General features: G+C 71.7%; 21 protein-coding genes. 12 read left to right on the top strand and 9 right to left on the bottom strand.

The features are described from left to right. Window positions 1–238: 238 nt before the first annotated feature. Entirely contained in the window at window positions 239–1,435 is a 1,197-nt protein-coding gene (locus tag OG254_RS21650) for an acyl-CoA dehydrogenase family protein (protein ID WP_405584194.1), read from the top strand. Beyond that, a complete protein-coding gene (locus OG254_RS21645) occupies window positions 1,432–1,932 on the top strand; it encodes a nitroreductase/quinone reductase family protein (protein WP_405584191.1) in 501 nt (166 codons plus the stop codon). Before OG254_RS21650 ends, OG254_RS21645 begins: the two co-directional genes overlap by 4 nt. Here the strand turns inward: OG254_RS21645 and OG254_RS21640 are convergent. Continuing rightward, a complete protein-coding gene (locus OG254_RS21640) occupies window positions 1,927–2,553 on the bottom strand; it encodes a LysE family translocator (protein ID WP_405584188.1) in 627 nt (208 codons plus the stop codon). The two genes, OG254_RS21645 and OG254_RS21640, sit on opposite strands and share 6 nt — an antisense overlap. An 82-nt stretch (window positions 2,554–2,635) precedes the next feature. Between OG254_RS21640 and OG254_RS21635 the strand changes: the two genes are divergently transcribed. Then, on the top strand, window positions 2,636–3,088 hold the full coding sequence (locus OG254_RS21635) for an Lrp/AsnC family transcriptional regulator (RefSeq protein ID WP_383238485.1): 453 nt from the start codon (window positions 2,636–2,638) through the stop codon (window positions 3,086–3,088). An 89-nt stretch (window positions 3,089–3,177) separates the two neighbouring features. Here OG254_RS21635 and OG254_RS21630 read toward each other — a convergent pair whose 3' ends face one another. Further along, on the bottom strand, window positions 3,178–3,813 hold the full coding sequence (locus OG254_RS21630) for a TetR family transcriptional regulator (RefSeq protein WP_148000549.1): 636 nt from the start codon (window positions 3,811–3,813) through the stop codon (window positions 3,178–3,180). A gap of 134 nt (window positions 3,814–3,947) precedes the next feature. Here OG254_RS21630 and OG254_RS21625 point away from each other — a divergent pair, with 134 nt between their 5' ends. The 3 genes from OG254_RS21625 (at window position 3,948) to OG254_RS21615 (ending at window position 8,084) form a co-directional block, all read left to right on the top strand. After that, window positions 3,948–4,685, top strand: coding sequence for a VOC family protein (locus OG254_RS21625; protein ID WP_405584185.1), 738 nt, complete (start codon window positions 3,948–3,950; stop codon window positions 4,683–4,685). Between the two features lie 234 nt (window positions 4,686–4,919). Next, window positions 4,920–7,283 (top strand): serine/threonine-protein kinase, encoded by a 2,364-nt coding sequence (locus tag OG254_RS21620; protein WP_351191055.1) that lies wholly within the window; start codon window positions 4,920–4,922, stop codon window positions 7,281–7,283. Window positions 7,284–7,589: 306 nt separating this feature from the next. Further along, entirely contained in the window at window positions 7,590–8,084 is a 495-nt protein-coding gene (locus OG254_RS21615) for a hypothetical protein (RefSeq protein ID WP_405584181.1), read from the top strand. A gap of 1 nt (window position 8,085) precedes the next feature. On the opposite strand, the gene OG254_RS21610 is transcribed toward OG254_RS21615, so the two are convergent. The 3 genes from OG254_RS21610 to OG254_RS21600 are packed head-to-tail and all read right to left on the bottom strand — an operon-like array spanning window position 8,086 to window position 10,434. Beyond that, window positions 8,086–8,856 carry an enoyl-CoA hydratase/isomerase family protein gene (locus tag OG254_RS21610; protein WP_405584179.1) on the bottom strand — a complete coding sequence of 257 codons (771 nt, stop codon included), beginning with the start codon at window positions 8,854–8,856 and terminating at the stop codon, window positions 8,086–8,088. Continuing rightward, complete coding sequence (locus OG254_RS21605) at window positions 8,853–9,269, bottom strand: Zn-ribbon domain-containing OB-fold protein (protein ID WP_405584176.1); 417 nt, start codon at window positions 9,267–9,269, stop codon at window positions 8,853–8,855. The genes OG254_RS21610 and OG254_RS21605 overlap by 4 nt, the downstream gene beginning before the upstream one ends. 7 nt (window positions 9,270–9,276) lie before the next feature. Further along, on the bottom strand, window positions 9,277–10,434 hold the full coding sequence (locus OG254_RS21600; RefSeq protein ID WP_351191063.1) for a lipid-transfer protein: 1,158 nt from the start codon (window positions 10,432–10,434) through the stop codon (window positions 9,277–9,279). Between the two features lie 95 nt (window positions 10,435–10,529). Between OG254_RS21600 and OG254_RS21595 the strand changes: the two genes are divergently transcribed. Then, window positions 10,530–12,095: a FadD3 family acyl-CoA ligase gene (locus OG254_RS21595; RefSeq protein WP_405584173.1), complete on the top strand. Its 1,566-nt coding sequence runs from the start codon at window positions 10,530–10,532 to the stop codon at window positions 12,093–12,095. Between the two features lie 24 nt (window positions 12,096–12,119). Here OG254_RS21595 and OG254_RS21590 read toward each other — a convergent pair whose 3' ends face one another. From OG254_RS21590 to OG254_RS21580, 3 genes are all read right to left on the bottom strand, one after another. Then, on the bottom strand, window positions 12,120–13,481 hold the full coding sequence (locus tag OG254_RS21590) for an O-antigen ligase family protein (RefSeq protein ID WP_405584170.1): 1,362 nt from the start codon (window positions 13,479–13,481) through the stop codon (window positions 12,120–12,122). 174 nt (window positions 13,482–13,655) lie between these two features. After that, entirely contained in the window at window positions 13,656–13,850 is a 195-nt protein-coding gene (locus tag OG254_RS21585; protein ID WP_405584167.1) for a hypothetical protein, read from the bottom strand. 215 nt (window positions 13,851–14,065) lie between these two features. Beyond that, entirely contained in the window at window positions 14,066–17,026 is a 2,961-nt protein-coding gene (locus tag OG254_RS21580; RefSeq protein WP_405584164.1) for an AfsR/SARP family transcriptional regulator, read from the bottom strand. A gap of 187 nt (window positions 17,027–17,213) precedes the next feature. Between OG254_RS21580 and OG254_RS21575 the strand changes: the two genes are divergently transcribed. Next, window positions 17,214–18,446, top strand: a complete 1,233-nt coding sequence (locus OG254_RS21575) for an amidohydrolase family protein (protein WP_405584161.1) — start codon at window positions 17,214–17,216, stop codon at window positions 18,444–18,446. Between the two features lie 56 nt (window positions 18,447–18,502). Here OG254_RS21575 and OG254_RS21570 read toward each other — a convergent pair whose 3' ends face one another. After that, window positions 18,503–19,408, bottom strand: a complete 906-nt coding sequence (locus OG254_RS21570; RefSeq protein ID WP_405584159.1) for a hypothetical protein — start codon at window positions 19,406–19,408, stop codon at window positions 18,503–18,505. Window positions 19,409–19,731: 323 nt separating this feature from the next. Between OG254_RS21570 and OG254_RS21565 the strand changes: the two genes are divergently transcribed. The 4 genes from OG254_RS21565 (at window position 19,732) to OG254_RS21550 (ending at window position 23,027) form a co-directional block, all read left to right on the top strand. Beyond that, the gene (locus OG254_RS21565) at window positions 19,732–20,634 is read left to right on the top strand and encodes an LLM class F420-dependent oxidoreductase (RefSeq protein WP_405595115.1); all 903 of its coding nucleotides are present in this window, start codon (window positions 19,732–19,734) and stop codon (window positions 20,632–20,634) included. Window positions 20,635–20,771: 137 nt separating this feature from the next. Further along, complete coding sequence (locus OG254_RS21560) at window positions 20,772–21,152, top strand: VOC family protein (RefSeq protein WP_405584157.1); 381 nt, start codon at window positions 20,772–20,774, stop codon at window positions 21,150–21,152. Between the two features lie 66 nt (window positions 21,153–21,218). After that, complete coding sequence (locus tag OG254_RS21555; RefSeq protein ID WP_405584155.1) at window positions 21,219–22,148, top strand: DUF2071 domain-containing protein; 930 nt, start codon at window positions 21,219–21,221, stop codon at window positions 22,146–22,148. Between the two features lie 108 nt (window positions 22,149–22,256). Beyond that, on the top strand, window positions 22,257–23,027 hold the full coding sequence (locus OG254_RS21550; RefSeq protein WP_405584152.1) for an SDR family NAD(P)-dependent oxidoreductase: 771 nt from the start codon (window positions 22,257–22,259) through the stop codon (window positions 23,025–23,027). Window positions 23,028–23,063: the final 36 nt, after the last annotated feature.

Genomic DNA, 23,063 nt, shown 5'->3' with positions numbered 1-23,063 from the left:
CCTCACCGCACCCAACGAGCCTCTCCCGAGAAGGTCACGCATTCGACGCAAGAACTCCCGTTCCATTGAATCCACGCTGTAGTCGCAGCGCTCACTCATGCGCGCTCCAACGCGCCCAAGCTCTGTCAATCGGCGGCAGTTCCCAACCCCTGTGCGTCCAACCTCTGGGCATCTCGCTGCAGCCCTCCTAATATGACGGCCCGTCAGATCTGGAGGGAAGAGCCGGAGGCAAGAGCCCATGGACGCCAGCTTCACCCCCGAGCAGGACGAGATCCGCCGCACCCTCCGCGAGCTGCTGCACAGCCGCTGCGGTCCCCGCGAGCTGCGCACGGCCGTCGACACCCCCGCTGGACACGACCCGCACCTGTGGACGGCCCTCGCCGAACAGCTCGGCCTGCCCGGACTGGCCCTTCCCGAGGCGTACGGCGGTGTCGGCTGCTCGGCGACCGAACTCGCCCTCGCCTGCGAGGAGACGGGCCGGGCACTGGCCCCTTCCCCGCTGCTCGCCACGGCCGTCCTCGCCGCCCCGCTGATCGGCGCGCTCGGCACCGAGGCCCAGCGCGCCGAGCTGCTGCCCCGCCTCGCCTCCGGCACGCTCACCGCCGCCCTCGCCGTCCCCGGCCCCGCGCTCGGCACCGCCCTCGCCCTCACCGGCACGGGCGACGGCGACTGGGCCGGGGGCGGGCGCGCCGGGGGTGTGCAGGCGCGGCGGACGGAGGGCGGCTGGCGGCTGTACGGGCAGGTCGACCAGGTGCTCGACGGGCACAGCGCCGGGCTGCTGGTGGTCGCCGCGCACGCCGGGGGGTTCGCGGCGTCGCGGACGCTGCTGTTCCTGGTGCCCGGGGAGGCGGCCGGCGTCGTACGCGTACGACAGACCGCGCTGGACGCCACCCGGCCGCAGGCCCGCGTGCAACTGCGCGACGTGGACGCCGAGTTGCTGGGTGAGGAAGACGGCCGGGAGGTCCTCACCGCCCTCGCCTCGGCCGGCGCCGCCGCTGCTGCCGTCCTCGCCTGCGAGGCCGTGGGCGCCGCCGACCGGGCGCTGGAGAGGACCGTGGAGTACGTCACGCAGCGGGAGCAGTTCGGCCGGGCGATCGGCTCCTTCCAGGCGGTGAAGCACCGGCTGGCGGACGTGTACGTGGGGGTGCGGGCGGCGCGCTCGGCGGCGTACTACGCGGCCTGGGCCGTCCCGCACGGGGAGCCGGTCGGCGGGCTCGCCCTCGCGCAGGCCCTGGAGGCGCTGCGGACCGCGTCCGCCGAGGGGATCCAGCTGCACGGCGGCATCGGTTTCACCTGGGAGCACGAGGCGCACCTGTACTTCAAGCGGGCCGCCGGGGACGAACTCCTCTTCGGCCCGGTCCACCGGCTCCGGGCGCACGCCGCGGACACCGCCCGGCTCTTCGAGATGTCCGACGCCAAGGAGGTGGCGGTGTGATCGGCGTACCCGTGGTCGTGCGAGCAGTGCAGAAGGTGTCCTCGACGCGGGGCTTCGCCAAGCTCGCCCCGCATGTCATCCCGGCGCTGGACCGCGCCGTGCACCGCCTCACCCGCGGCAGGGTGCTGCTCAGCGCCCAGATGCTGCCCGGCGTGATCCTCACCTCCACCGGCGCCCGCAGCGGCCTGCCCCGCCGCACGCCGCTGGCCTGCATGCCGGAGGAGGACGGCCGCACCTGGATCCTGATCGGCTCCAACTTCGGCCGCCCCGGCCACCCGTCCTGGACCCACAACCTCCTGACCCACCCCGAAGCCGAGGTCAACTGGAAGGGCCACGACATCCCCGTCACGGCCCGGTTGCTGGAGGGCGAGGAACGAGCGGCGGTGTGGAAGACGGCCCTGGCGTTCTGGCCGCCGTATGCGACGTATCAGGCTCGGGTGGAGCGGGAGATCCGGCTCTTCAGGATCGTCCGGAAGCAGTCCTTACCCGGGTCATAGCGTCGCCAGGCGCTGTACCAGCAGGAACGCGCCGATCCCCAGCATCGCCGCTCCCGATGTGCGGGTGACCGCGCGGGCCGCTGCCGGGCGGGCGGCCAGGAGTGCGCGGGAGGTCAGGCCCACCGTGAGGTAGACGGCGGCGCAGCACGCCATGTGGAGCAGGCCGAGGGTGGCGGTCTGGGCGGGGACCGGGAGGTGGTCGCCCTTCGTCACCAGGAACTGGGGGAGCACGGAGAGGTAGAGCAGCAGGCCCTTGGGGTTCAGGCCGCTGATCGTGGCGCCGCGCAGGAAGACGCGGGCCGGACTGGTCGAGGGGACGGTGTCCTCGGAAGTCCCTGGCGTGGCCGGGCGGCGCAGCACGCTCCAGCCCAGCCAGACCAGGTACGCGGCGCCGGCGGCCGTCAGGGCGGTCAGCAGACCCGGCTCGCTCGCCACCAGCACCGCGAGGCCCGCCACCGCGAGGACCGTGTGCAGCGCGTACCCGGTGACCAGGCCCGCCACCGCCGTCAGCGGCGAGCGCTCGCGCAGCCCGGCGGAGATCGCGTACGCCCAGTCGGCACCCGGCACGCAGACCAGGAGCAGGTCGATGGCGAGGAAGGAGATGAGCAGTCCGGAGTCCATGGTGGGGACATTAGGCGGGAATGGCCCGAAAGTGTTGTCGAAGTTTGCTCATGATCGCGAGTTGTGAGCAAATATCTTCTTCATGGATGACGTGGACCGGAAAATTCTTGCCGAGCTGCAGCAGGATGGGCGGCTGACCGTGACCGAGCTGGCCGGGCGGGTGCGGCTGAGCGTCTCGCCGTGCCACCGCAGGCTGCGGGAACTGGAGCGCTCCGGGGCGATCAGCGGCTACCGGGCGGTGGTGGAGCCGGCGGCGGTGGGGCTGACCTTCGAGGCGCTGGTCTTCGTCTCCATGCGGCAGGAGGACCGGGACACGGTCGCCGGGTTCGAGCGGGCCATCGCGGACATCCCCCATGTCCTGGACGCACAAAGGCTGTTCGGCGAGCCCGACTACTTGCTGCGGGTGGCCACCGCCGACCTCGCCGCCTTCCAGCGGCTGTACGACGAACGGCTGGCGACACTGCCGGGGGTGCAGCGGCTCACGTCGACGCTGGTGATGAAACACGTCGTACGGGATCGTCCGCTGCCCGCATAGCACGGCAGGCGGCGGCCCACGTCGGGTGAGCCACCGCCTGCCAGACAGGACTACCAGACAGGACTAAAGGAACCGGGGAACCGGGGGAGCTACTTCGTCGGCTTCTTGCCGGTCACGCCCAGGTGCACCAACAGCGCGAGGTTCGGCTTGAGTTCAGCCTGTTTCACGCCCCACGTCTGGAAACCCTTCTGGTGCGAGGCCACCGCCGCGAGCATCGCGACGATCGAACCCGCGATCGCGGCCGGATTGACGTCCTTGTCGACCTTGCCCTTGGACTGAAGCTGAGTCACCGCTTCCGCCAGGGAGTTGTTGACCGAGTTCAGGATCTTCATACGGATCTTGTAGAAGCGTTTGTCGCCCTCGGACGCGCCGAGGTCGACGACCCTGAGGATCGCGTCGTTCCTGCGCCAGAAGTCCAGGAACCCGTCGACGAGTTCCTGTGCCGTCTGCCAGCCGGCCTTGCCCACCCAGCTGCGGCCCTCGACGAGCTCGGTCAACCCAGCGCCCTCGGTGGCCATTTGCTCGGCGATCTCCAGGACGGCGCCCTCGACGTCCGGGAAGTACTGGTAGAAGGTCGCGGGTGAAGTACCCGCCTTCCGGGCGACATCGATGACTTTGACGTCCCGGTACGGGGAAGAGCTGAGCATCTCGCTGAGGCAGTCGAGCAGCTTCTGCCGGGTCGCCTGCCCACGCCGACCGGCCACACGGCCGTCGACGGTACGCACTTGTCCTGTCATGTCGTCAGCTTACCGAGGCGTGATCGGGGCGCGATTCGGCCGACTGCAAATGGGGTGCACGAGGAGCGCGAGGCTGGTGTGCCTGGTCTGCGGGGTGAGGGGGAGGCGGCTACTTTTGCCGCATGGCCGAAAACAGGGCATCCGCGAACGGAACGGGATACACGGAAGGCGTCCCGTGCTGGGTCGACGCCCAGCTCGCGGACGTGCCGGCGGGCAAGCGCTTCTACGGTGAGCTCTTCGGGTGGGACTTCGAGGAGGCGTACGACTCCACCGTATGGGCCCGCTTGGACGGCGATCGCGTCGCCTCGCTCTCGCGCAAGACGGACGGGCGGATGCCCACCGTGTGGACGGTGTACTTCGCCACCCCGGACGCGCAGGTGCTGGCCGGGCGGATCCGGGACGCCGGCGGGCAGGTGGTCGCCCTGCCGACGCAGGTCGGGGCGGGGCTCGGCACGGCCGCGCTGGTCACCGACACCGAGGGCGCCGTCTTCGGGCTGTGGCAGCCGGACGGGCACACCGGCTTCGGGCGCCGGCACGAGGTCGGCACTTTCGCCTGGGCCGAGCTGTACGCCCGGGACACCGAGGTCGCGAACACCTTCTACGGCGGGCTCTTCCATGACGCCCTGTTCGGGCCGGACGCGAAGCCGGACTTCGGGCGGGCGGCCGTCGGGGACGTGTTCGCGGCGATGATGCCGCCTCATTTCGTGGTCCACTTCCGGGTGGCGGACTGCGCGGAGATCCTCGCCGCGGTGAACCGGCTCGGCGGGCGGGTGCAGGTGCCGCCCTTCGAAACGTCGTACGGGACGGTCGCCGTCGTCACCGACGACCAGGGGGCGTCCTTCGCGGTCCTGGAACGCTGAGACGCTGACCGCACTCTTACCTCAGGCGTCCCACTATGCGAACCGGCGCTTTCCGCGGACGCCGGAGTGTGGTTTTGTCCCAAGACACCCCGTTCCGCCCTCGGGTTCGCCACCACGCCCTCGGACAGGAAGAATCGGGGTGCGTGCCGCCAAGGCGGTGCGGTGGTGAGACGCTGCACGGGGTCGCGTACATATGTGGGTGGACGGGGCCCGTACGGGGAGGTGGCAGGCAGAGTGGTGGATCAGCTGACGCAGCACGATCCGCGCAGGATCGGGCCGTTCGAGGTGCTCGGACGGCTGGGCGCCGGCGGTATGGGGCTCGTCTATCTCGCGCGCTCGGCTTCGGGCCGGCGCGTGGCGATCAAGACGGTCCGTACGGAGCTCGCCGAGGACCAGCTGTTCCGCGTCCGCTTCACGCGTGAGGTGGAGGCGGCCCGGGCGGTCTCCGGCTTCTACACGGCCGCGGTCGTCGACGCCGACCCGCGTGCCGCTGTGCCGTGGCTGGCCACCGCGTACGTTCCCGCGCCCTCCCTCGAGGAAATAGTGAACGAGTGCGGGCCGATGCCGGCCCAGGCGGTGCGCTGGCTGGCGGCGGGCGTGGCGGAGGCCCTGCAGTCCATCCATGGCGCCGGTCTCGTGCACCGCGACCTGAAGCCGTCCAACGTGCTCGTGGTCGAGGACGGCCCCCGCGTCATCGACTTCGGTATCGCGTCCGGCGTCTCGAACACGCGTTTGACGATGACCAACGTCGCCGTCGGCACGCCCGCCTACATGTCGCCGGAGCAGGCGAAGGACTCCCGTAGCGTGACCGGCGCGAGCGATGTCTTCTCGCTGGGCTCGATGCTGGTGTTCGCCGCCACCGGACACCCCCCGTTCCACGGCGCCAACCCGGTCGAGACGGTCTTCATGCTGCTGCGCGAGGGCCCCGACCTCGAAGGCCTCCCGGACGAGCTGCGTCCGCTGATCGAGTCCTGTATGCAGATGGAGGCCACGGCCCGCCCCAACCCGGCCGACCTCCAGGCCCAGCTCGCGCCCCACCTCTTCGGCTCCGGCACCGACGACAGCGGTACGGCGTCGGCCTGGCTGCCCGAGCGGGCGGTCGGCCTGATCGAGACGCGCAGAGGCGGCCGCCCGGCGGCCAAGCCCGCGCCGGCCTCCGGCCGCAGCGGCGGGCGTAACGCCCCCGCGCCCCTGCCGCCCCCGCCCTCGCACGACCCGGTGGTCCCGGGCCCGCAGCCCGTCCCGGTCGGCGCCCCCGACACCGGCCCCGTCCGGCTGGCGGGCGCCGCGGTCCCCATCGGACCGGGACCGCGCGTCGCCGACGCCCGCGCCGCCGCCATGCAGGCGCCCCCTCCGGAGGCCGGCCTGGTCGCCTCCTGGTCCAAACCCCGCCCCGGCGTCAACGGCGCCGACCCTGCCGTGGGCTCTGCCGTATCCGCACCGCCGCCCGTGGCCCCGGAGGCGGCGGCCGGCTGGCGGCCCTGGCGTTTTCGCATGTCGAACGACGTCTGGGGCACCCCGGCCGTCGCCGACGACCTCGTCTACGTCACCTCCTTCGAGGTCCATGCCCTGGACGTGGCCACCGGCCGGCGCCGCTTCAAGACGCGGGACGTGGCCTGGTCGATGGCGGTCGCGGACGGCCGTATCCACGCCTCCGACGGGCCGACCCTGTTCGCCCTGGAGTGCCGCGAGGGCGCGGACCTCTGGCGGCTCCAGACGGACGCCTGGGTGTACTCCCTCAAGGCCGAGCGCGGCACCGTCGTCACCGGCACGCGCGGCGGCGGCGTCCAGGCCTGGGAGGCGTCCAACGGACAGAAGCTGTGGGAGATCTCCGGGGCGCAGACCGACTTCGAGTCCCCGGAGGCGGGCCCGTCGCTGTACGACGGCACGGTGTACGTCTGGCAGGACGCCCGTCTGAAGGCCCTGGACGCCCGGACCGGCGACGAGCGCTGGTCGTACCCGATCGGCGACGCCGCCTCCTGCGGCGGGGTGCCGGTGCGGGTGGCGCAGGCGCACGACGGCCATGTGTACGTCTCCGCGGGGACGCGCGTGCTCGCGCTCGACGTGATGAGCGGGCGGGTGCGCTGGCACTTCGAGGCCCCGGCGGTCTTCCTGTGCCCGCCGACCTTCGTGCCGGGCCCGGCGGTGACCGGCGGCGGCGTGTACCTCGCCGACTACCTCGGCACGGTCTACGCCCTGGACGCCACCGACGGCCGCGACCGCTGGCGCATCGCCACCGAGTCCCGGTCCTCGATCGAGCCGGTGCTGGTGGCCGGGGGCCATGTGCACGTCGGCAGCGGCAAGGGCCTGTACACGCTGGACGCGGTCACCGGGACGCCGAAGTGGCGCTTCCAGGCGGGCGGCGACCTCGTGGGCGCCCCGTCCGTGGCCGAGGGTCGGATCCACTTCGGCTCCACCGACCATCTGCTGTACACCCTGAAGGCCGACGACGGCCGACTGCGCTGGAAGCTCGCCACGGGGGGTGAGATCACCGGTTCCCCGGTGGTGAAGGACGGCGTCGTGTACGCCTGCAGCAAGGACCGGTGCGTGTACGCGCTGGACGCGGAGAAGGGCACCGGTACGGCGCGTACCGCGTAGTCGTCCGCGGCGCCGTCGTGGCTGGTCGCGCCCACGCGGCGGAGCCGCAAATCGACACAGCCCCGCGCCCCTTTCGGGGCGCTGCCCCTTCCGGCGTGCATGAGTCGCCGGTGTGTGACGGCCGTCGTGCCGGCGCACGGAAGGGAACCGGACGGCGGCCGTCCCAGGAGAGCGGCCATCTTCACCGCTCTTACACGCGACGCTACGCCGGGTAAGCGGTTCCCGCCACGCGTGCGCTGCTAGCGTGACGTGCTCACGATCACGACAACGGGGGTTGAACACGTGAAGCTTCGCCATGTCCGCGCTGTGGCAGTGTTCGTCGGAGTCGTCGTCGCCCTGACGGGCGCCCGGCACTCCAGCGGCGGCGGCTGCGACAGCAGCTCGAACTCCAGCAGCTCGTCGAGCGGTTCGGGCGGCAACTACGGCGGCAGCACCCACTACGACGACGATGACGACTACGACACGGGGTCGTCCTCGGGCGGCGGTGCGCAGAGCACGGGGCCGTCCGCGGAGGAAACCACGGACGTGAAGATCGACAAGTGCGCGTACGACCCGGCCGAGGGGCTCGTCGCGCGCGTCAGCGCCACCAACAGCAGTGCGATCACGACGTACTCGTACACCTTCGACGTCATCTTCAAGGACTCGACCGGCAAGGAGCTCGACACGGGCACCGGCGGGATCCTGACCGTCGACGCCGGCGCCACCGAGTCCACCGACGTCGTCGCCCGCCAGAGCGCCTCCGGCAGCGGCAGCGGCACCTGCGAACTGAGCAACGCCCTGCGGATGTCCGACTCCTACTAGGTCACCGGATCCTGAACGCGCGGCGTCGCGCCCGGAACAGGTCCGTCTGCCGTTCGTCCGGCAGGTTGCCGAGCGCGATCAGGTGCGGCGCCTGCGCGAACGCCTGGGCCAGCGCGGCCTCCCTGGCCGCCCACAGCGCCCGTACGGTCCCCTGCACACCCTGCGCCGGATATCCGGCGATGACGCTCGCGCAGTCGAGCGCGGCGGCCAACGCGCCACCGGGCTCGGTGACTTCCGAGACCAGCCCGATCTCATGGGCCCGGCGCGCCGACAGCCGCTCCGCGCTCCCCATGAGCGCCATCCGCGCGGCTTCCCCGTACGGCATGCGCAGCGCCATGAGCATCGACTCGTAGGCGCTGACCATGCCGTAGGTGGTGTGCGGGTCGAAGAAGGTGGCGGCCGGGTCGGCGACGAGGAAGTCCGCCTCGCCGAGCAGATAGAAGGCGCCGCCGCAGGCCATGCCCCGCACGGCGGCGACGACCGGCTTCCACAGGTCGTTGGACTTCGGCCCGACGCGCAGCAGCGGATCGTCCGTCATGTAGGGCGAGTCGGGCTGCGGGACGACGGCCTCCCGGTCCAGCCCCGTGCAGAAGGCGCGCTCCCCGGCGCCGGTGAGGACCACGGCCCGTACGGTGTCGTCGAACCGCAACTCCCGCCAGGCCGCGACGAGTTCGTCCCTCATCGCCAGGTCGATGGCGTTGAGGCGGTCGGGCCGGTCGAGGGTGACGACGGCGACGGCGGTGTCCTTGTCGGCTCTGACGTCCAGGCTCATGGCCGCTCCAGGACCCACTGCGGCAGACCGGAGCCGTCGAAGACGGCCTGCACCTTGGCGCCGATGCGGATCCGGTCGGGGGAGAGGGAGTCGAGCGCCGCGCCGGGGCCGGTGACGAGGTTGCCGACGAGGCGGATGCGGGGGGCGTCGGCGAGTTCGACGACGATGACGTTGTACGGCGCCTGCTCGGCGTACTCGGGCAGCAGGGGCGGGTGGGGGACGACGTACGACCAGATCCGGCCGTGCCCGCTCATGAGCCGCCACTCGGCTGCGAAGGACTGGCAGTGCGGGCAGCAGGGACGGGGCGGGAAGCGGAGTTCGCCGCAGTCGGCGCAGGCCTGGACGCGCAGCTCGCCCTGGGCGGCGTACCGCCAGAAGGGGGCGCCGTCGGGGTCGGTGACGGGGGAGAGCATCCTTCGGTCAACTCCTCAGGAGCAGCGCGGAGGTGGGGACGCCTTCGCCGGCGGTGACGAGGCAGGTCGCGGCGCCGGGGACCTGGGCGGTGCTGGTGCCGCGCAGCTGTTTGACGCCCTCGTTGATGAGGTTGAACCCGTGGACGTAGGCCTCGCTGAGCCCGCCGCCCGCGGTGTTCATCGGCAGCCGCCCGCCGATCTCCAGGGCGCCGCCCTCCGTGAACGCCCCTCCCTCGCCCCGGTCGCAGAAGCCGTATCCCTCCAGCGAGAGCGGTATGAGCGCCGTGAACGCGTCGTAGATCTGGGCGACGTCCACGTCCTGGGGGGTGAGGTCGGCGTGCTTCCACAGATGGCGGGCGGCGGTCCAGGCGGGGCCGGTGAGCGGGTCGTCGTTCCAGTAGTTGACCATGCCGTGGTGCTGGGCGGGCAGGCCCTGGGCGGCGGAGTGGACGTAGACGGGGGTGTGCCGGCAGTCGCGGGCGCGCTCCCTGCTGACGATCACGCAGGCCAGGGCGCCGTCGGTCTCCAGGCAGTTGTCGAAGAGGCACAGGGGTTCGCTGATCCAGCGCGAGGTCATGTACATCTCGCGGGTCAGCGGCCGGTCGTACATGATCGCGTCCGGGTTCTGGTTGGCCCGGTTCCGGCAGGCGAGGGCGACGTTGAACAGGTGGTCCCGCGTCGCGCCGTACTCGTGCATGTAGCGGCGGGCGAGCATGGCGATCTCGTCGACGGGGCGGAGCAGGCCGTAGGGCCGGGTCCACTGGGCCGGGGTGGGCAGTTGGGCGGTGGTGTTGCGCCAGGGCCGGGGCCCGCTGCCTCTCTTCCGCGACCGCCAGGCGACGCCGACCGTCGCCTGCCCGGCGGCGATGGCGGCGGCGAGATGCGCGACGGTGGCACACGAACCGCCGCCGCCGTAGCCGACCTTGCTGAAGAAGGTGAGGTCGCCGAAGCCGACGGCCTTCGCCAGCTCGACCTCGTCGGTCTCCTCCATGGTGTAGCTGGCGAGTGCGTCGACCTCGCCCGGGGATATTCCGGCGTCGTCCAGAGCGGCGACGACGGCACGGCAGGCGAGGGTCCTCTCGTCCTCGTCGAGCCGTTTGGCGAAGGGTGTCTGTCCTATGCCGACGATCGCGGTGGCGTCCTTGAGGCCGATGCCTGACGTCATGCTGCGCGCACCTCCGCATGCTGAAGCGGCTGCTGACAGGGCGTCAGGCTACAGCTAATCTGACGGGTAGTCAGCTAGTGGGTCTGGAGGCTGTGGTGCGCGGTGACTTGGAGTGGGGCAGCATCCCGGAACTCGTCCGGTCCGCGGCCCGGCGGTTCGCGGACGTCGAGGCGGTCGTGGAGGGCCGTACGAGGATCTCGTACGCCGAGCTCGGCGCCCGCGTCGAGCGCTCCGCGGCGGCGTGCGTCGGATACGGCATCGAGCCCGGCGACCGGGTCGCCATCTGGGCCCCGAACACCCTGGACTGGATCACGGCCGCGCTCGGCGCGGTGTCGGCGGGGGCGGTGCTGGTGCCGCTGAGCACCCGCTTCAAGGGCGGGGAGGCGGCCGATGTGCTGCGCAGGAGCGGGGCGCGGCTGCTGTTCGTGACGGGCACGTTCCTGGGAACGTCGTATGTGGCGTCGCTGCGGCGGGCGGTCGCGGAGGGGCCGGGGCTGCCGGAGCTGGAGCAGGTGGTGGTGCTGTCCGACGACGCCCCGGCGGACTTCCGCACCTGGAAGGACTTCCTGGCGAGCGGGGACGCGGTGGACGAGGCGCAGGTGCGGGCGCGCGCCGAGGCCGTCGAGGGCACCTGGGCGTCGGACATCGTCTTCACGTCCGGCACGACGGGCCGCCCCAAGGGCGCGGTGATCACGCACGCCCAGACGCTCCGTGCCTACGAGGTGTGGAGCGACCTGGCGGGCCTGCGTCAGGGCGACCGCTATCTCATCGTGAACCCCTTCTTCCACACCTTCGGCTACAAGGCCGGGGTGATCGCCTGCCTCATGCGGGGCGCGACGATGATCCCCCAGCCGGTGTTCAACGTCGGCACGGCGCTGGCGAACATCGCGGCGGAACGGGTGTCGGTGCTGCCGGGCCCGCCGACCCTGCACCAGTCGCTCCTTGACCACCCCGCCAGGGACAGTCACGACCTGTCCGCGCTGCGGCTGGTGGTGACCGGCGCGGCGGTGGTGCCGCTGCGGCTGGTGGAGCGGCTGCGCGGGGAACTGGGCGTGGAGACGGTCCTGACGGCGTACGGCCTGTCGGAGGCCAGCGGCATCGTGACGATGTGCCGGCGCGGCGACGACCCGACGGTGATCGCGTCGACGTCGGGCCGCGCGATACCGGGCACCGAGGTCCGCGTCGAGGCCCCGCCCGGCGAACCCGGCGAGGTCCTGGTCCGCGGCTTCAACGTCATGCACGGCTACTACGAGGACGCGGCGGCCACGGCCGAGGTGGTGACGGACGACGGCTGGCTGCGGACGGGGGACGTGGGCGTGCTGGACGGCGGCGGCAACCTGCGCATCACCGACCGCATCAAGGACATGTTCATCGTCGGCGGCTTCAACGCGTACCCGGCGGAGATCGAGCAGATGCTGGGCCTGCACCCCGATATCGCGGACGTCGCGGTGATCGGCGTACCCGATCCCCGGCTGGGGGAGGCCGGGAAGGCCTTCGTGGTGCGCCGTCCGGGTGCCGTGCTGACCGGGGACGACCTGATCGCCTGGGCGCGACGGGAGATGGCCAACTACAAGGTCCCGCGGGCGGTGGAGTTCGTGGGCGAGCTGCCGCGCAACGCGAGCGGGAAGGTGGTCAAGGGGGAGTTGCGGGGGAGGGGTTGACGAGCCGGCCGGATCGGGCGGTCGTCAGCTCGCGGCGCCGATGCGCTGCGGGCCCCCGTGCCGTGGGCGCTTGAGCTGGGTGGGCACGGGCGCGGGCAGGGTCTCGGCGGTTCGGCGCCAGGTGGCCGGGGCCTCGGCCATGACCACCGCCAGGGCGTACCAGAGCAGGGCGTCGATCCGGTCCAGGTTGGCCGGGTGGTCCATCATGCTCATCAGGAAGAAGCCGGTGAGGGCCGCCAGGCCGACCGTGCCGATCACCGACTTCGCGCGGGCGGCCCGGGCCGCGGACGACACGGCGATCACGGCCACGGCGGTGATGGCGAGGAGCCCGAGGGGGCCCGCCTCCACCAGCCAGTTGAGCCACAGGTTGTGGGCGTGGACGAAGGTACGGTCGCCGGGCGCGGCGGCGGATATGACCGCTCCGGAGCGGCCGAGTCCGACGCCGAGGGGGTTGTCGGCGGCCAGCCCGAGCGCCGCCTCCCAGGCCTGGCCGCGCACGCCCAGTGCGTTCCCGGCGCGGGACACGGCCCAGATGGCGCCGGCCGCGGCGAGCAGGGCCAGCGTGCCGAGGGCGGCGAACAGCCGGCGTTGCGCACGGTCGGCGAGGCGGGGCGCCAGCCAGTAGGCGCCGCCGAGCACGAGGAGGCCGGCGGCGCCGGCGACGTACCCGGCGCGCGAGAAGGTGGTCAGCAGAGCCCCGTAGCCGACCACTACGAGCAGGACGACGGCGGTGCGTGCCGTGCGCTCGTCCACCAGGACGGCGGCGAGCAGGGCGAACGGCAGGAGCAGCACCAGGAACGCGGCCAGCAGGTTCGGGTTCGAGAAGGTGCCGGTGGCGCGGATGAGGATGCCGTCGCCGCCCGCGTCGCAGGCGATGTCGGTGAGCAGTCCGGTGCGGCAGAAGCCGGTCGGGGTGTCGTTGGTGAACTGGGAGAAGGCGCTGGTGGCGGCCGCCGCGACGCCGGTCAGCGCGAGGAGGCCGATCGCCCGCCACGACTCGGGCTGGGTGCGGCGCACGGCGACGACCAGGTAATAGCAGGCGATGACGGTCAACAGGCCGCGCAGGGGCGCCGTGGGCTGTCCGCTGCGATACGTCGCCACGACCGAGGCGGCGATCAGCAGCCCTATGGGCAGATCCAGCCGCGTCCGGAAGTCCCGCAGCCGGGCCGGCGTACGGCCCCGCACAGGGACGACGAGGGCCAGCAGGCCGAGCAGCAGGGCGAGCCGCGTCGGGGTCAGGATCCCCGCGAGCGGGTCGTCGGGGAAGAAGTCCGTGGCGGAGTCGAGCAGCACGACGGCCGCCGCGCCCAGCGGGACGAACGATACGAACCTGACGATCGCCGACGGCTGTCCGGGGCCCACCGCCGCGCTCTGCTCGGATGCCATGACACCCGAGCGTGGCGGCCGGGTGCGAAGGTGGGGTGTCGGGAGGGGGAACGGCGCGCAGAGGCTGCGGGGACGCGTTGTTGCGCCCGCCTCACACCGGGCCCCCCGCGGACACACTTCGGCCGCGGTGGCTCCCCCTCCGAGCCGCCGCGGCCGATCCCCGTGTGCTGAGGCCTACTTCTTGCCCAGGTCGAAGGCAGGCCCGGCCGGCATCGCGTTGTTGAGGGTGGTGATCTTCTCGTCCTCGGCGGCGGGCCCGCTGGGCATGGCGTTGTTGAGCGTGGTGATCTTCTCGTCCCCGGCGGCCGGCTCACTCGGCATCGCGTTGTTGTCCGGAGAGACGGTCGCGTCCTTCTTCTTGTCGCTCATGGGCTCGTGTTCCTCTGTTCGGTGATGAGTGAGGAACGCCCGTCCGGGGATTCCCCCGCGGATCGCCGGACGGGCGTTCGGAGCCGCACAGTAATCGGTCGGGCTCCGGGTCTGACCGTCTGCCCCCCGACGCGACGGTCTGACCCGTACGAGACTGCCGGGCGCCGATAAACGAACGCTGAACGCCCCCAATCCCCAGGTCAGGGACGCCAGTCCTAGGCGACCGCGGCCGAACTGAGCAGTGCGCGCACCGCGTTGGCCTCCGCGGCGCCGTTCTGCTCGAAGAGGTTGAGCGCCTCACGCCAGCACGCCGAGGCCCGGTCCGCCTGACCGAGGGCGGCGAGCGAACGCCCCAGGAGCGTCAGCACGTTGCCCTGCATCCGGTCACCGCCGATGCAGCCCAGCGCGAGAGCCTGTTCGGCGTGCTGGGCGGCCTGTGACGGGCGGCGGTCGGCTGCATGCACCTCGGCGATGCGGAAGTGGGTGACGCCCTCCCAGAGCCGCTGCCGATGGTCGTTGAAGATGCCGAGGGCGTCGGAGAACTGGCTGAGCGCCTCGGCGTAACGGCCCGCCCGGGTCAGGGCGACGCCGAGCGCGAAGTGTCCGTTGGCCAGGCGTACCGTCCGGCCGATCTCGGTGTGCACGGCGAGACCGCGCTGCGCGATCTCCACGGCCTTCACGATGTTGCCCATGCCCAGGTGGGCCCGTGACAGGTTGCCCAGGACGGTGGCCTCGAAGGGCCGGTTCCCCGCTGCCCGCAGACCTTCGAGCGCCTGGTCGAAGAAGACCTTGCCCTCGGCGAACCGGCCCTCGTGCAGGCAGATGAGCCCCCGGTTGTTGGCCACCCAGCTCACCGCGGTGGCGTCCTGCGCGCTTCCCGCGAGCTCCATGGCGACGCGGGCCTCCTGTTCGGCAGGCTGAATGCGTCCGGAGACCAGCAGCACATCGCTGAGGACCGTACGTGCCCGGCCCTCCGCCCGCTCGTGGCCGACGGCCCGCGTCGCCTCACACGTGGCCCGCGCCGTCATCTCGTACTGATGCGAGTTGGCCCCCGACTCGGTCAGGTCCTTCGCCGCCCAGAGCAGATCGACGGCCCGGGGCAGCCGCTCCGTGCCCGCCGCCTGCCGTACGCAGGCCAGCAGCTGCCCCGCCTCCGTGTACAGCCAGTCGAGGGCCGCAGTCGCCTCCGAGAAGCTCAGGCCCGGATAGCGGGTGGGCTCCAGGTCGTCGGTCAGCCGGTCCCCGGGGTGCTCGATCTCGTACACCAGCGCGGTCGTGGCCAGATAGAAGTCCAGCAGCCGCGACAGCGCCGCGTCCCGCTCGCTCGGCGGCCACTCGTCGCGTTCCGCGCACGCACGCGCGTAGAGTCGCACCAGATCGTGGTAGCGGTAGCGGCCGGGTGCCGCCGACTCCAGCAGTGAGGTGTCGACGAGGGCCTCCAGCAGGTCCTCGGTGTCCTCCGGCGGAAGGTCGAGCACCGCGGCGGCCGCGGCGAGCGAGATGTCCGGGCCGTCCGCCAGGCCCAGCAGCCGGAAGGCGCGGGCCTGGGCTGGGTCCAGGGCGCCGTACCCCAGCTCGAAGGTCGCCTTCACCGCGAGGTCCCCGGCCTGGAGCTCGTCCAGTCGCCGGCGCTCGTCCGCGAGCTTCGCCGCCAGCACCGACACCGTCCACGTGCGGCGCGCCGCCAGCCGCGACGCGGCGATGCGGATCGCCAGCGGCAGGAACCCGCACGCCGCGACCACGTCCAGCGCGGCCTCCCGCTCGGACGCCACCCGCTCCTCGCCCACGATCTTCGTGAACAGGGACAGGGCCTCGTCGGGCGACATCACGTCCAGGTCGACCAGGTGGGCGCCCGCGAGATCCACCATGCGGACCCGGGACGTCACCAGCGCCGCGCAGCCCTCCGTGCCCGGCAGCAACGGCCGTACCTGGGCGGCGTCGCGCGCGTTGTCCAGCAGCACCAGGACCCGCCGGCCGTCCAGCAGCGAGCGGTACAGTGCCGCCCGCTCCTGGAGCGAGTCCGGGATCGCCGAGTCCGCCGTGCCCAGCGCCCGCAGGAAGGCGCCCAGCACCGTCTCCGGCTCCGCCGCCCGCGGGCCCGCGCCCTGGAGGTCGACGTAGAGCTGCCCGTCGGGGAAGGCCGCGCGCGCCTGGTGGGCCACGTGCACCGCCAGCGTTGTCTTGCCCACCCCGCCGATGCCGGCCAGCGCGGAGACCGCCATCACCCGGCCCTCGGCCGAGGCGAGGACCTCGCTCAGCTCCGAGACGAAGGTGGCACGGCCGGTGAAGTCGGGGACGGTGGCGGGCAGCTGGGCCGGGCGCACCGGGACCGCCGCCGGTTCGGCCGCCGGTGCCGACGGCTCCGCCAGGGCCGGGTCCGCCTGGAGGATGCGCTGCTGGAGCTCCTTCAGACCGGGACGCGGGTCCACTCCCAGCTCGTCCGCGAGCAGGCGCCGCGTGTCCGCGTACACCGCCAGCGCCTCCGCCTGCCGGCCGCTGCGGTACAGCGCCAGCATCAGCAGCTCCCGCAGCCGCTCGCGCAGCGGATGCTCCGCCGTCAGCGCCGTCAGTGCCGAGACCGCCTCCGCGTGGCAGCCCTGCTCAAGGTCCATGTCGAGGCGGGATTCGAGGAGTTGGAGGCGCCACTCCTCCAGGCGGACGCGCTGCGCCTCGGCGTACGGCCCCGGAACCCCCGCCAGCACCTCGCCGTCCCACAGCGCCAGCGCCCGGCCCAGCATGTCCCGCGCATGGCAGAGATCCCCGGCGCTGCGCGCCTTCTCCGCCTCCGACGCCAGCTCCTGCGCCGCCGCCAGATCCAGCGCGCCCTCGGCCAGCCCGCGCACCGCGTAGCCGCCCGACTCGCTCACCAGGACCCCGGGGTCCAGCACCTTGCGCAGCCGGGAGGCGTACGTCCGGACCGCCGCCAGCGCCTGCGAGGGCGGTTCCTCGCCCCACAGGGCGTCGATCAGCTCCGCCGCGGTCGCCGTACGGCCCTCGCGCAGCAGCAGGGCGGCGAGCAGGGCGCGTTGCTGGGGTGAGCCGGTCGGAAGTTGTTCCTCGCCCCGCCAGGCGCGCACCGGACCGAGCACGCCGAAGCGCAGCGCCGCCGCCGGCTCCGCCTCATCCTTCGCGGAGCCGGGACGCCTCTGCTCGGGCACTCGCGGTACCCCGTCCATCGCAGTCCCCCTAGGACCCGTTTACATCTCCGCCAGTTTGCCTTGTTCATGGCAGATGCGTCAGCCGTGGAGAGTGTGATCACAGCCAGGCGCGCGGGATATCACAAGGCCCTCACGAGCTCTTCGCACGGCGGGGTGTATCACCGCGCAGCTGACGGACCGTCAGATCGGCGCTACCGTGAGGGTCATGGACACCGAGACGACGTTTCCCCTGATCATCTCCGTCGACGACCACACGGTGGAGCCGCCCACGGTGTGGCAGGACCGGCTCCCGAAGAAGTACCAGGACATCGGACCGCGCACAGTCCGCGCCCCGCTGAAGGAAATGACCTTCCTGGGCGGGCGGTTCAAGCCCGTCATGGGCCGGCCCGGCGACGACGGGCCGATCGGCGACTGGTGGGTGTACGAGGACCTGCACCGGCCCCTGACCCGCCTCGACACCGCCGTCGGCTACAGCAGGGACGACATCAAGCTGGAGGTCATCACCTACGAGCAGATGCGGCCGGGTTCGTACGACGTGCCCGCCCGCCTCGCCGACATGGACGTCAACCACGTCCAGTCCGCGCTCTGCTTCCCGACCTTCCCCCGCTTCTGCGGCCAGACCTTCACCGAGGCGCAGGACCACGAGCTGGGGCTGCTGTGCGTGCGGGCCTACAACGACTGGATGGTGGAGGAGTGGTGCGGCCCGGACGCGCGGGGCCGGCTGATCCCGCTCACCCTCATCCCGCTGTGGGACGCCGAGTTGGCGGCCGCCGAGGTCCGCCGCAACGCGGCCCGCGGGGTGCGTGCCGTCGCCTTCTCCGAGATACCCCCGCACCTCGGGCTGCCCTCCGTCCACACCGAGGACTGGGACCCCTTCCTCGCCGCCTGCGACGAGACCGGCACGGTCGTCGCCATGCACATCGGCTCGTCCAGCCGCATGCCCTCGACCTCCGCCGACGCCCCGCCCGCGGTCGGTTCGACGATCACCTTCGCCAACTGCTGCTTCTCGATGGTCGACTGGCTGATGAGCGGCAAGTTCGAGCGCTTCCCGAACCTCAAGGTGATGTACGCCGAGGGCCAGATCGGCTGGATCCCGTACATCCTGGAGCGCGCCGACGTGGTGTGGGAGGAGAACCGGGGCTGGGGCGGGGTCGCCGACAAGGTGCACCGGCCGCCGTCCGAGCTGTTCGCCGAGCACGTCTACGGCTGCTTCTTCGACGATGCCTTCGGGCTCAGGAACCTGGACGCGATCGGGGTCGGCAACGTCCTGTACGAGACCGACTACCCGCACTCCGACTCCACCTGGCCGAAGTCCCGTGAGGTCGGCGAGGCGCAGATGGGGCATCTGGACGCCGACGTGGTCGACCGGATCGTACGGCGCAACGCGATCGAGCTGCTGGGGCTGACCGACGACGGGCTGTGGCCGGGCGGCGCATGACGGAGCCGCGGCCCCCGGAAGGGGACCGCGGCGCGTGTGCGGCCGTCGGGTCGGCGTCAGCCGAGGAACACCGACGAGATCGTGTCGTCGAAGCCGACGGTGGCCAGGTCGGCGATGTTGCCCTGGACCACCTTGGACTCGCCCTTGCAGTCCTTCTCGGACCAGATCTTCAGGGAGCCGGAGGCCTGGAGGGAGGAGGCGGCGTCGTCCCGGCCGACGTTCTGGCACCCGGCGCCGGCCAGGCCCTCGGACGGGTCGCCGAAGTTGATCTCGTCGGAGAGCGTGACGCTGGTCGTGGGGGCCGCGGAGTTCCCGTCGCCCTGCTCCGGCTGCTCCGGCTGCTCCGGCTGCTCCGGCTGCTCGGCGGCGGCGCCCGCCTTCTGCCCGTCCGGCGTCACACCGAACCAGGTGCCGCCCACGCCCTGCCCGTTGGTGTCGCCGGGCTTCAGGTCCTTGCTGAAGCGGTAGACCGGCCAGCCGCCGACGGTCACCTGGAGGTTGCCGTCGTCCCGCTTGACCACGCCGACGTCGGACTTGTTCACACCGTCGATGAAGATCTTGCCGCCGGGGGCGACCAGGACCGGCGGCCAGGTGGTGGCGCACTCGCCGGAGCAGTTCGACTTGGACGGGTCCGCGGTGTCCTTGTCGAAGCGGTAGAGGGTGAATCCGCCGCCGTTGATGACGACCGGGTTCAGGTCGCCCGCCTGCGACGCGCTCAGCTGCACCCACTTCTTGGCGACCGGCTTGCTCGCGGGCTTGCCCGGGCTCGTGGCCCAGTCGCCGGTGCCGGGGGCCGCGTTGTTCTGCTTGGCCGTACCGCTGTTGAAGTTCAGGCTCTGCAACGCGAGACCGGCGCCCTCCTTGGCCGCGGAGGCGGCGTTGTCGGCGCCGTTGCAGGCGGTCAGCAGCAGGGCCGCGGCGGCTGTGGTGGCGGCGATCGCGGCGATGCGGTTGCGGATCATTTCGGACTCCCCGTGTTTCGGACCGTGTTGCGGGGCCCGGACCTCCCGAGCCGCCATCCAGTACGAGCCCCGCTCGGGCCGCCCTCACCCGGTGACACGCCTGAGACACGAACCGGACGGACCGCGGTCAATCGCACGAAGGCCGCAATATTCCGGGCACCGCCGAAACAGAGAGCGCCGCCCCGACCCTTGTCTGTTGCGGCGCCAGACCGGACGATGGCGCCCGACCACGAAGATGACGGACAGTCAGTTCCTGGCACTCCGGAGTCCGAGGAGGATGCGTGTCCATCCAAGTCCCGCCGGACGGGCGGACGCTGTTCGGGATGCAGCTCCCCGTCCAGTCGCAGAGCACGATCTACGCGGAGTCGTGGGAGGCGGGCGCCGGCCCCGACGACCTCGTCGCCATCGCCCGCGCCGCCGACCGCGCCGGCTTCGCCTACGTCGCCGCGTGCGACCACGTGGCCATCCCGCGCCGTCTGGCCTCCGCGATGAGCACGGTCTGGTACGACCCGGTCGCCACGCTGGCCTTCCTGGCGTCCGCCACCGAGCGCGTACGCCTGCTCAGCCACGTCGCGATCGTCGGCCTGCGCCACCCCCTGCTGACCGCGAAGCAGTACGCCACCCTCGACCACCTCAGCGAAGGGCGGCTGATCCTCGGCGTCGGAGCCGGCCACGTACAGGAGGAGTTCGAGGTGCTCGGCGTCGACTTCGAGCGGCGCGGGTTCGTGCTGGACGAGACGATCGACGCCCTGCGCGCCGCGCTCGGCCCGGACGAGTTCCCCGAACACCACGGCAAGCTCCACGACTTCGAGGGCCTGGGCCAGCTGCCGCGCCCCGCACAGGAACGCGTCCCGGTCTGGGTCGGCGGATCGTCCCCGGCCGCCCTGCGCAGGGCCGCGCTGAAGGGCGACGGCTGGCTGCCGCAGGGCGACCCGCGCGACCGGCTGCCCGCACAGATCGCGCGGATCCGGCGGCTCCGGGAGGAGGCCGGCATCAAGGGGCCGTACACCGTCGGCGCCATCGCCGAGCCCCTGTACGTCGGCACGCCCGCCTGGGACGTGGGGCGCCGGACGCTGACCGGGCGGCCGCAGGCCCTCGCCGAGTCCCTGCGGGCGTACCGGGCGATGGGCGTGGACCAGATCCAGGTCCGTTTCCGCAGCCGCAGCCGCGCCGAACTCACCGACCAGATAGCGGCGTTCGGCGGGGAGGTGGGCCCCCTGCTGTGAGGGGCGGTGTCCTTGAGTGCGGCGGTTCTGCCCGGCTCGGCACCGGTTTCCTTCTGGTTTCTTTCTCACCGAAAAGTGCCTTCTTGTGCCTTACGTGACCGGCACTTACGGTCCAGAAAGCGAGAAGAGGGAGCCCAATGAGCATTCTCAAGACATACGCACGCCTCTATGCGGACAGCGTCGAGCAGTCCCTCCCCCTGCTACAGCGGTTGACCGGCCGTACGGAGCCCGACCTCCGTTTCACCGACGGCGAGGTGGAACTCGTGGGCATCGGCGACTTCCTGTTGTTCGCCGGTCCGCCGGAAGAGCGCGCGAAGCACATGCACGGCTCCGCTACGGTCGTAGTCACCGACTTGGACGATCTGGAGGCGACCCTGATCGCCGCCGGCGCCGTCATCACCGAGGCCGCCACGCCCGCTCCCACAGGCCGTTACCTGTACGCACGTCATGTCGGAGGGCCGGAAGTCGAATACGTGGAATGGACACCGGACCTGGTCCACCGCATTGTTCTCCAGTGACCGCGGGGCTCAGCCTGCCGACCGGATCGCCAGGCGCACTGCCATAGTTTCCTGATGCTCGCACTTATGTCGGTACTCGGCCCGGTCCTGGCGGCTGGTTTGGCGGCCTGGGCAGCCGAGCATGCGCTGCGTCGTACTCGTCAGCAGACCAGATATGGACGGTACGCGCCGTGGATCCATCCACGCGGCCGGCTCACTGCGCCGCTGAACTGGGTGGCCAACAGCCGACTGCTGCGGAGAGTGTGCGAGTGGCTCCCCTCAGTTCCCTTCGTCAGCGACGTGACCGACGTTGTCTATGTCAACTACGTCGTGGAGGCGCACCGCCTGGAACCGCTGATCCCGCCTGGGCTTGAGTTGCAGCGCCTGGGCGAGTCCGGCGACCAGGCGATGCTTACGTTCCTCAGTTATCGCCACGGACACCTCGGTCCGGCGGTGCTCGGCCGTTGGCGGCGGCTGCTGCCCTCGCCGCTGCAGAGCAACTGGCGTATCTACGTGCACCACCCTCGCACCGGTGCCGTGGGCGTCCACTTTCTCAGCACCGCGATCGATCGCACGTTCCATGCCCTCGGCGCACGCCTGACGGTCGAGGCACTGCCCATGCATGTTTTCAAGCGGGCGTCGCTGAGCATTTCGGAGGGCGGCCGGATAGATCTCCTACTGGATCCGGGCCACGGAAGCGCGCCGGACGCGGAAGCCCGCCTCTCCGCAACTCCTGAGTGGCCGACGGACGGCCCCTGGCGCCGGGCCTTTCCCGGCTACGAGCAGATGCTGACCTATTGCGTGCCTCAGGACCGCGCGTTGTCGGTTCAGCCCTGGTACAGGCAGGTGACCAGGCAGGAGATCTCTCTGGGTATCCCGGTCGATGCCTGCGTAGCCCTCGCGGGGCCAGTCGGGTCCACGGCCGCCAGTGCCATTGTCGGCAAGGCCGAGGCATTCGCCTTTCTGGTACCGCAAGTGAAGTTCCGCTTCGAGGGCGAAGAACGCGATCCGGTCTGAGCTTGGTGACTTCTGCGTTTGAATGCTCCCCTCCACGCATCTGACGTTCCGTCAGATACGGCGCTACGATGCGGGCCTCGCCGTGTCCACCGCGCCAAGGGGGCCGTAATGAGCAAGCTCGACGGGCAGGTCGTCATCGTCACCGGGGCGGCGCGCGGACAGGGGGAGCAGGAAGCGCGCCTCTTCGCCGCCGAGGGTGCGAGAGTCGTCGTGGCCGACGTCCTCGACGGGCAGGGGCAGGCCCTCGCCGAGGAGATCGACGCGCTGTACGTCCATCTCGACGTGGGGGAGGAGGCCGACTGGCGGGCCGCTGTCGCCGCCGCGCGGCAGGCGTACGGCCGCATAGACGGCCTCGTCAACAACGCCGGCATCCTGCGGTTCAACTCCCTCGTCGACACGCCCCTCGATGAGTTCATGCAGGTCGTGCGGGTCAATCAGGTCGGCTGCTTCCTCGGCATCAAGACCGTGGCCCCGGAGATGGAGGACGGCGGCACGATCGTCAACACCGCCTCCTACACCGGGGTGACGGGCATGGCGGCCGTGGGCACGTACGCCGCCACCAAGCACGCCATCCTCGGCCTCACCCGCGTCGCCGCGCTGGAGCTGGCGCCGCGCGGCATCCGGGTCAACGCGATGTGCCCCGGCGCGATCGACACCGCCATGTCCAACCCGGCGCAGCTGGACCCGGAGGCGGACGCGGAGGAGACGAGCCGGGCCCTTGACGCGCTGTACCGCAAGCTCGTGCCGCTCGGCCGGATCGGCAAGCCGGAGGAGGTGGCCAGGCTCGCGCTGTTCCTGTCGAGCGACGACTCCTCCTACATCACCGGGCAGCCGTTCGTGATCGACGGCGGCTGGCTCGCCGGCGTCAACGTCATCTGACTGGCCATCAGCTATTGACCCGCCATGCGGGTGATG

Origin of the sequence: Streptomyces sp. NBC_01092 (assembly GCF_045039535.1) — a bacterium.
Lineage (GTDB): Bacteria > Actinomycetota > Actinomycetes > Streptomycetales > Streptomycetaceae > Streptomyces.
This window is presented reverse-complemented; position numbering and strand designations above follow the sequence as displayed.

Coding starts and splice junctions, on each gene's coding strand:
- OG254_RS21650 (WP_405584194.1), top strand. CDS start 239: ATGGACGCCAGCTTCACCCCCGAGCAGGACGAGATCCGCCGCACCCTC.
- OG254_RS21640 (WP_405584188.1), bottom strand. CDS start 2,553: ATGGACTCCGGACTGCTCATCTCCTTCCTCGCCATCGACCTGCTCCTG.
- OG254_RS21635 (WP_383238485.1), top strand. CDS start 2,636: ATGGATGACGTGGACCGGAAAATTCTTGCCGAGCTGCAGCAGGATGGG.
- OG254_RS21625 (WP_405584185.1), top strand. CDS start 3,948: ATGGCCGAAAACAGGGCATCCGCGAACGGAACGGGATACACGGAAGGC.
- OG254_RS21610 (WP_405584179.1), bottom strand. CDS start 8,856: ATGAGCCTGGACGTCAGAGCCGACAAGGACACCGCCGTCGCCGTCGTC.
- OG254_RS21605 (WP_405584176.1), bottom strand. CDS start 9,269: ATGCTCTCCCCCGTCACCGACCCCGACGGCGCCCCCTTCTGGCGGTAC.
- OG254_RS21600 (WP_351191063.1), bottom strand. CDS start 10,434: ATGACGTCAGGCATCGGCCTCAAGGACGCCACCGCGATCGTCGGCATA.
- OG254_RS21590 (WP_405584170.1), bottom strand. CDS start 13,481: ATGGCATCCGAGCAGAGCGCGGCGGTGGGCCCCGGACAGCCGTCGGCG.
- OG254_RS21585 (WP_405584167.1), bottom strand. CDS start 13,850: ATGAGCGACAAGAAGAAGGACGCGACCGTCTCTCCGGACAACAACGCG.
- OG254_RS21580 (WP_405584164.1), bottom strand. CDS start 17,026: ATGGACGGGGTACCGCGAGTGCCCGAGCAGAGGCGTCCCGGCTCCGCG.
- OG254_RS21575 (WP_405584161.1), top strand. CDS start 17,214: ATGGACACCGAGACGACGTTTCCCCTGATCATCTCCGTCGACGACCAC.
- OG254_RS21570 (WP_405584159.1), bottom strand. CDS start 19,408: ATGATCCGCAACCGCATCGCCGCGATCGCCGCCACCACAGCCGCCGCG.
- OG254_RS21565 (WP_405595115.1), top strand. CDS start 19,732: ATGCAGCTCCCCGTCCAGTCGCAGAGCACGATCTACGCGGAGTCGTGG.
- OG254_RS21560 (WP_405584157.1), top strand. CDS start 20,772: ATGAGCATTCTCAAGACATACGCACGCCTCTATGCGGACAGCGTCGAG.
- OG254_RS21555 (WP_405584155.1), top strand. CDS start 21,219: ATGTCGGTACTCGGCCCGGTCCTGGCGGCTGGTTTGGCGGCCTGGGCA.
- OG254_RS21550 (WP_405584152.1), top strand. CDS start 22,257: ATGAGCAAGCTCGACGGGCAGGTCGTCATCGTCACCGGGGCGGCGCGC.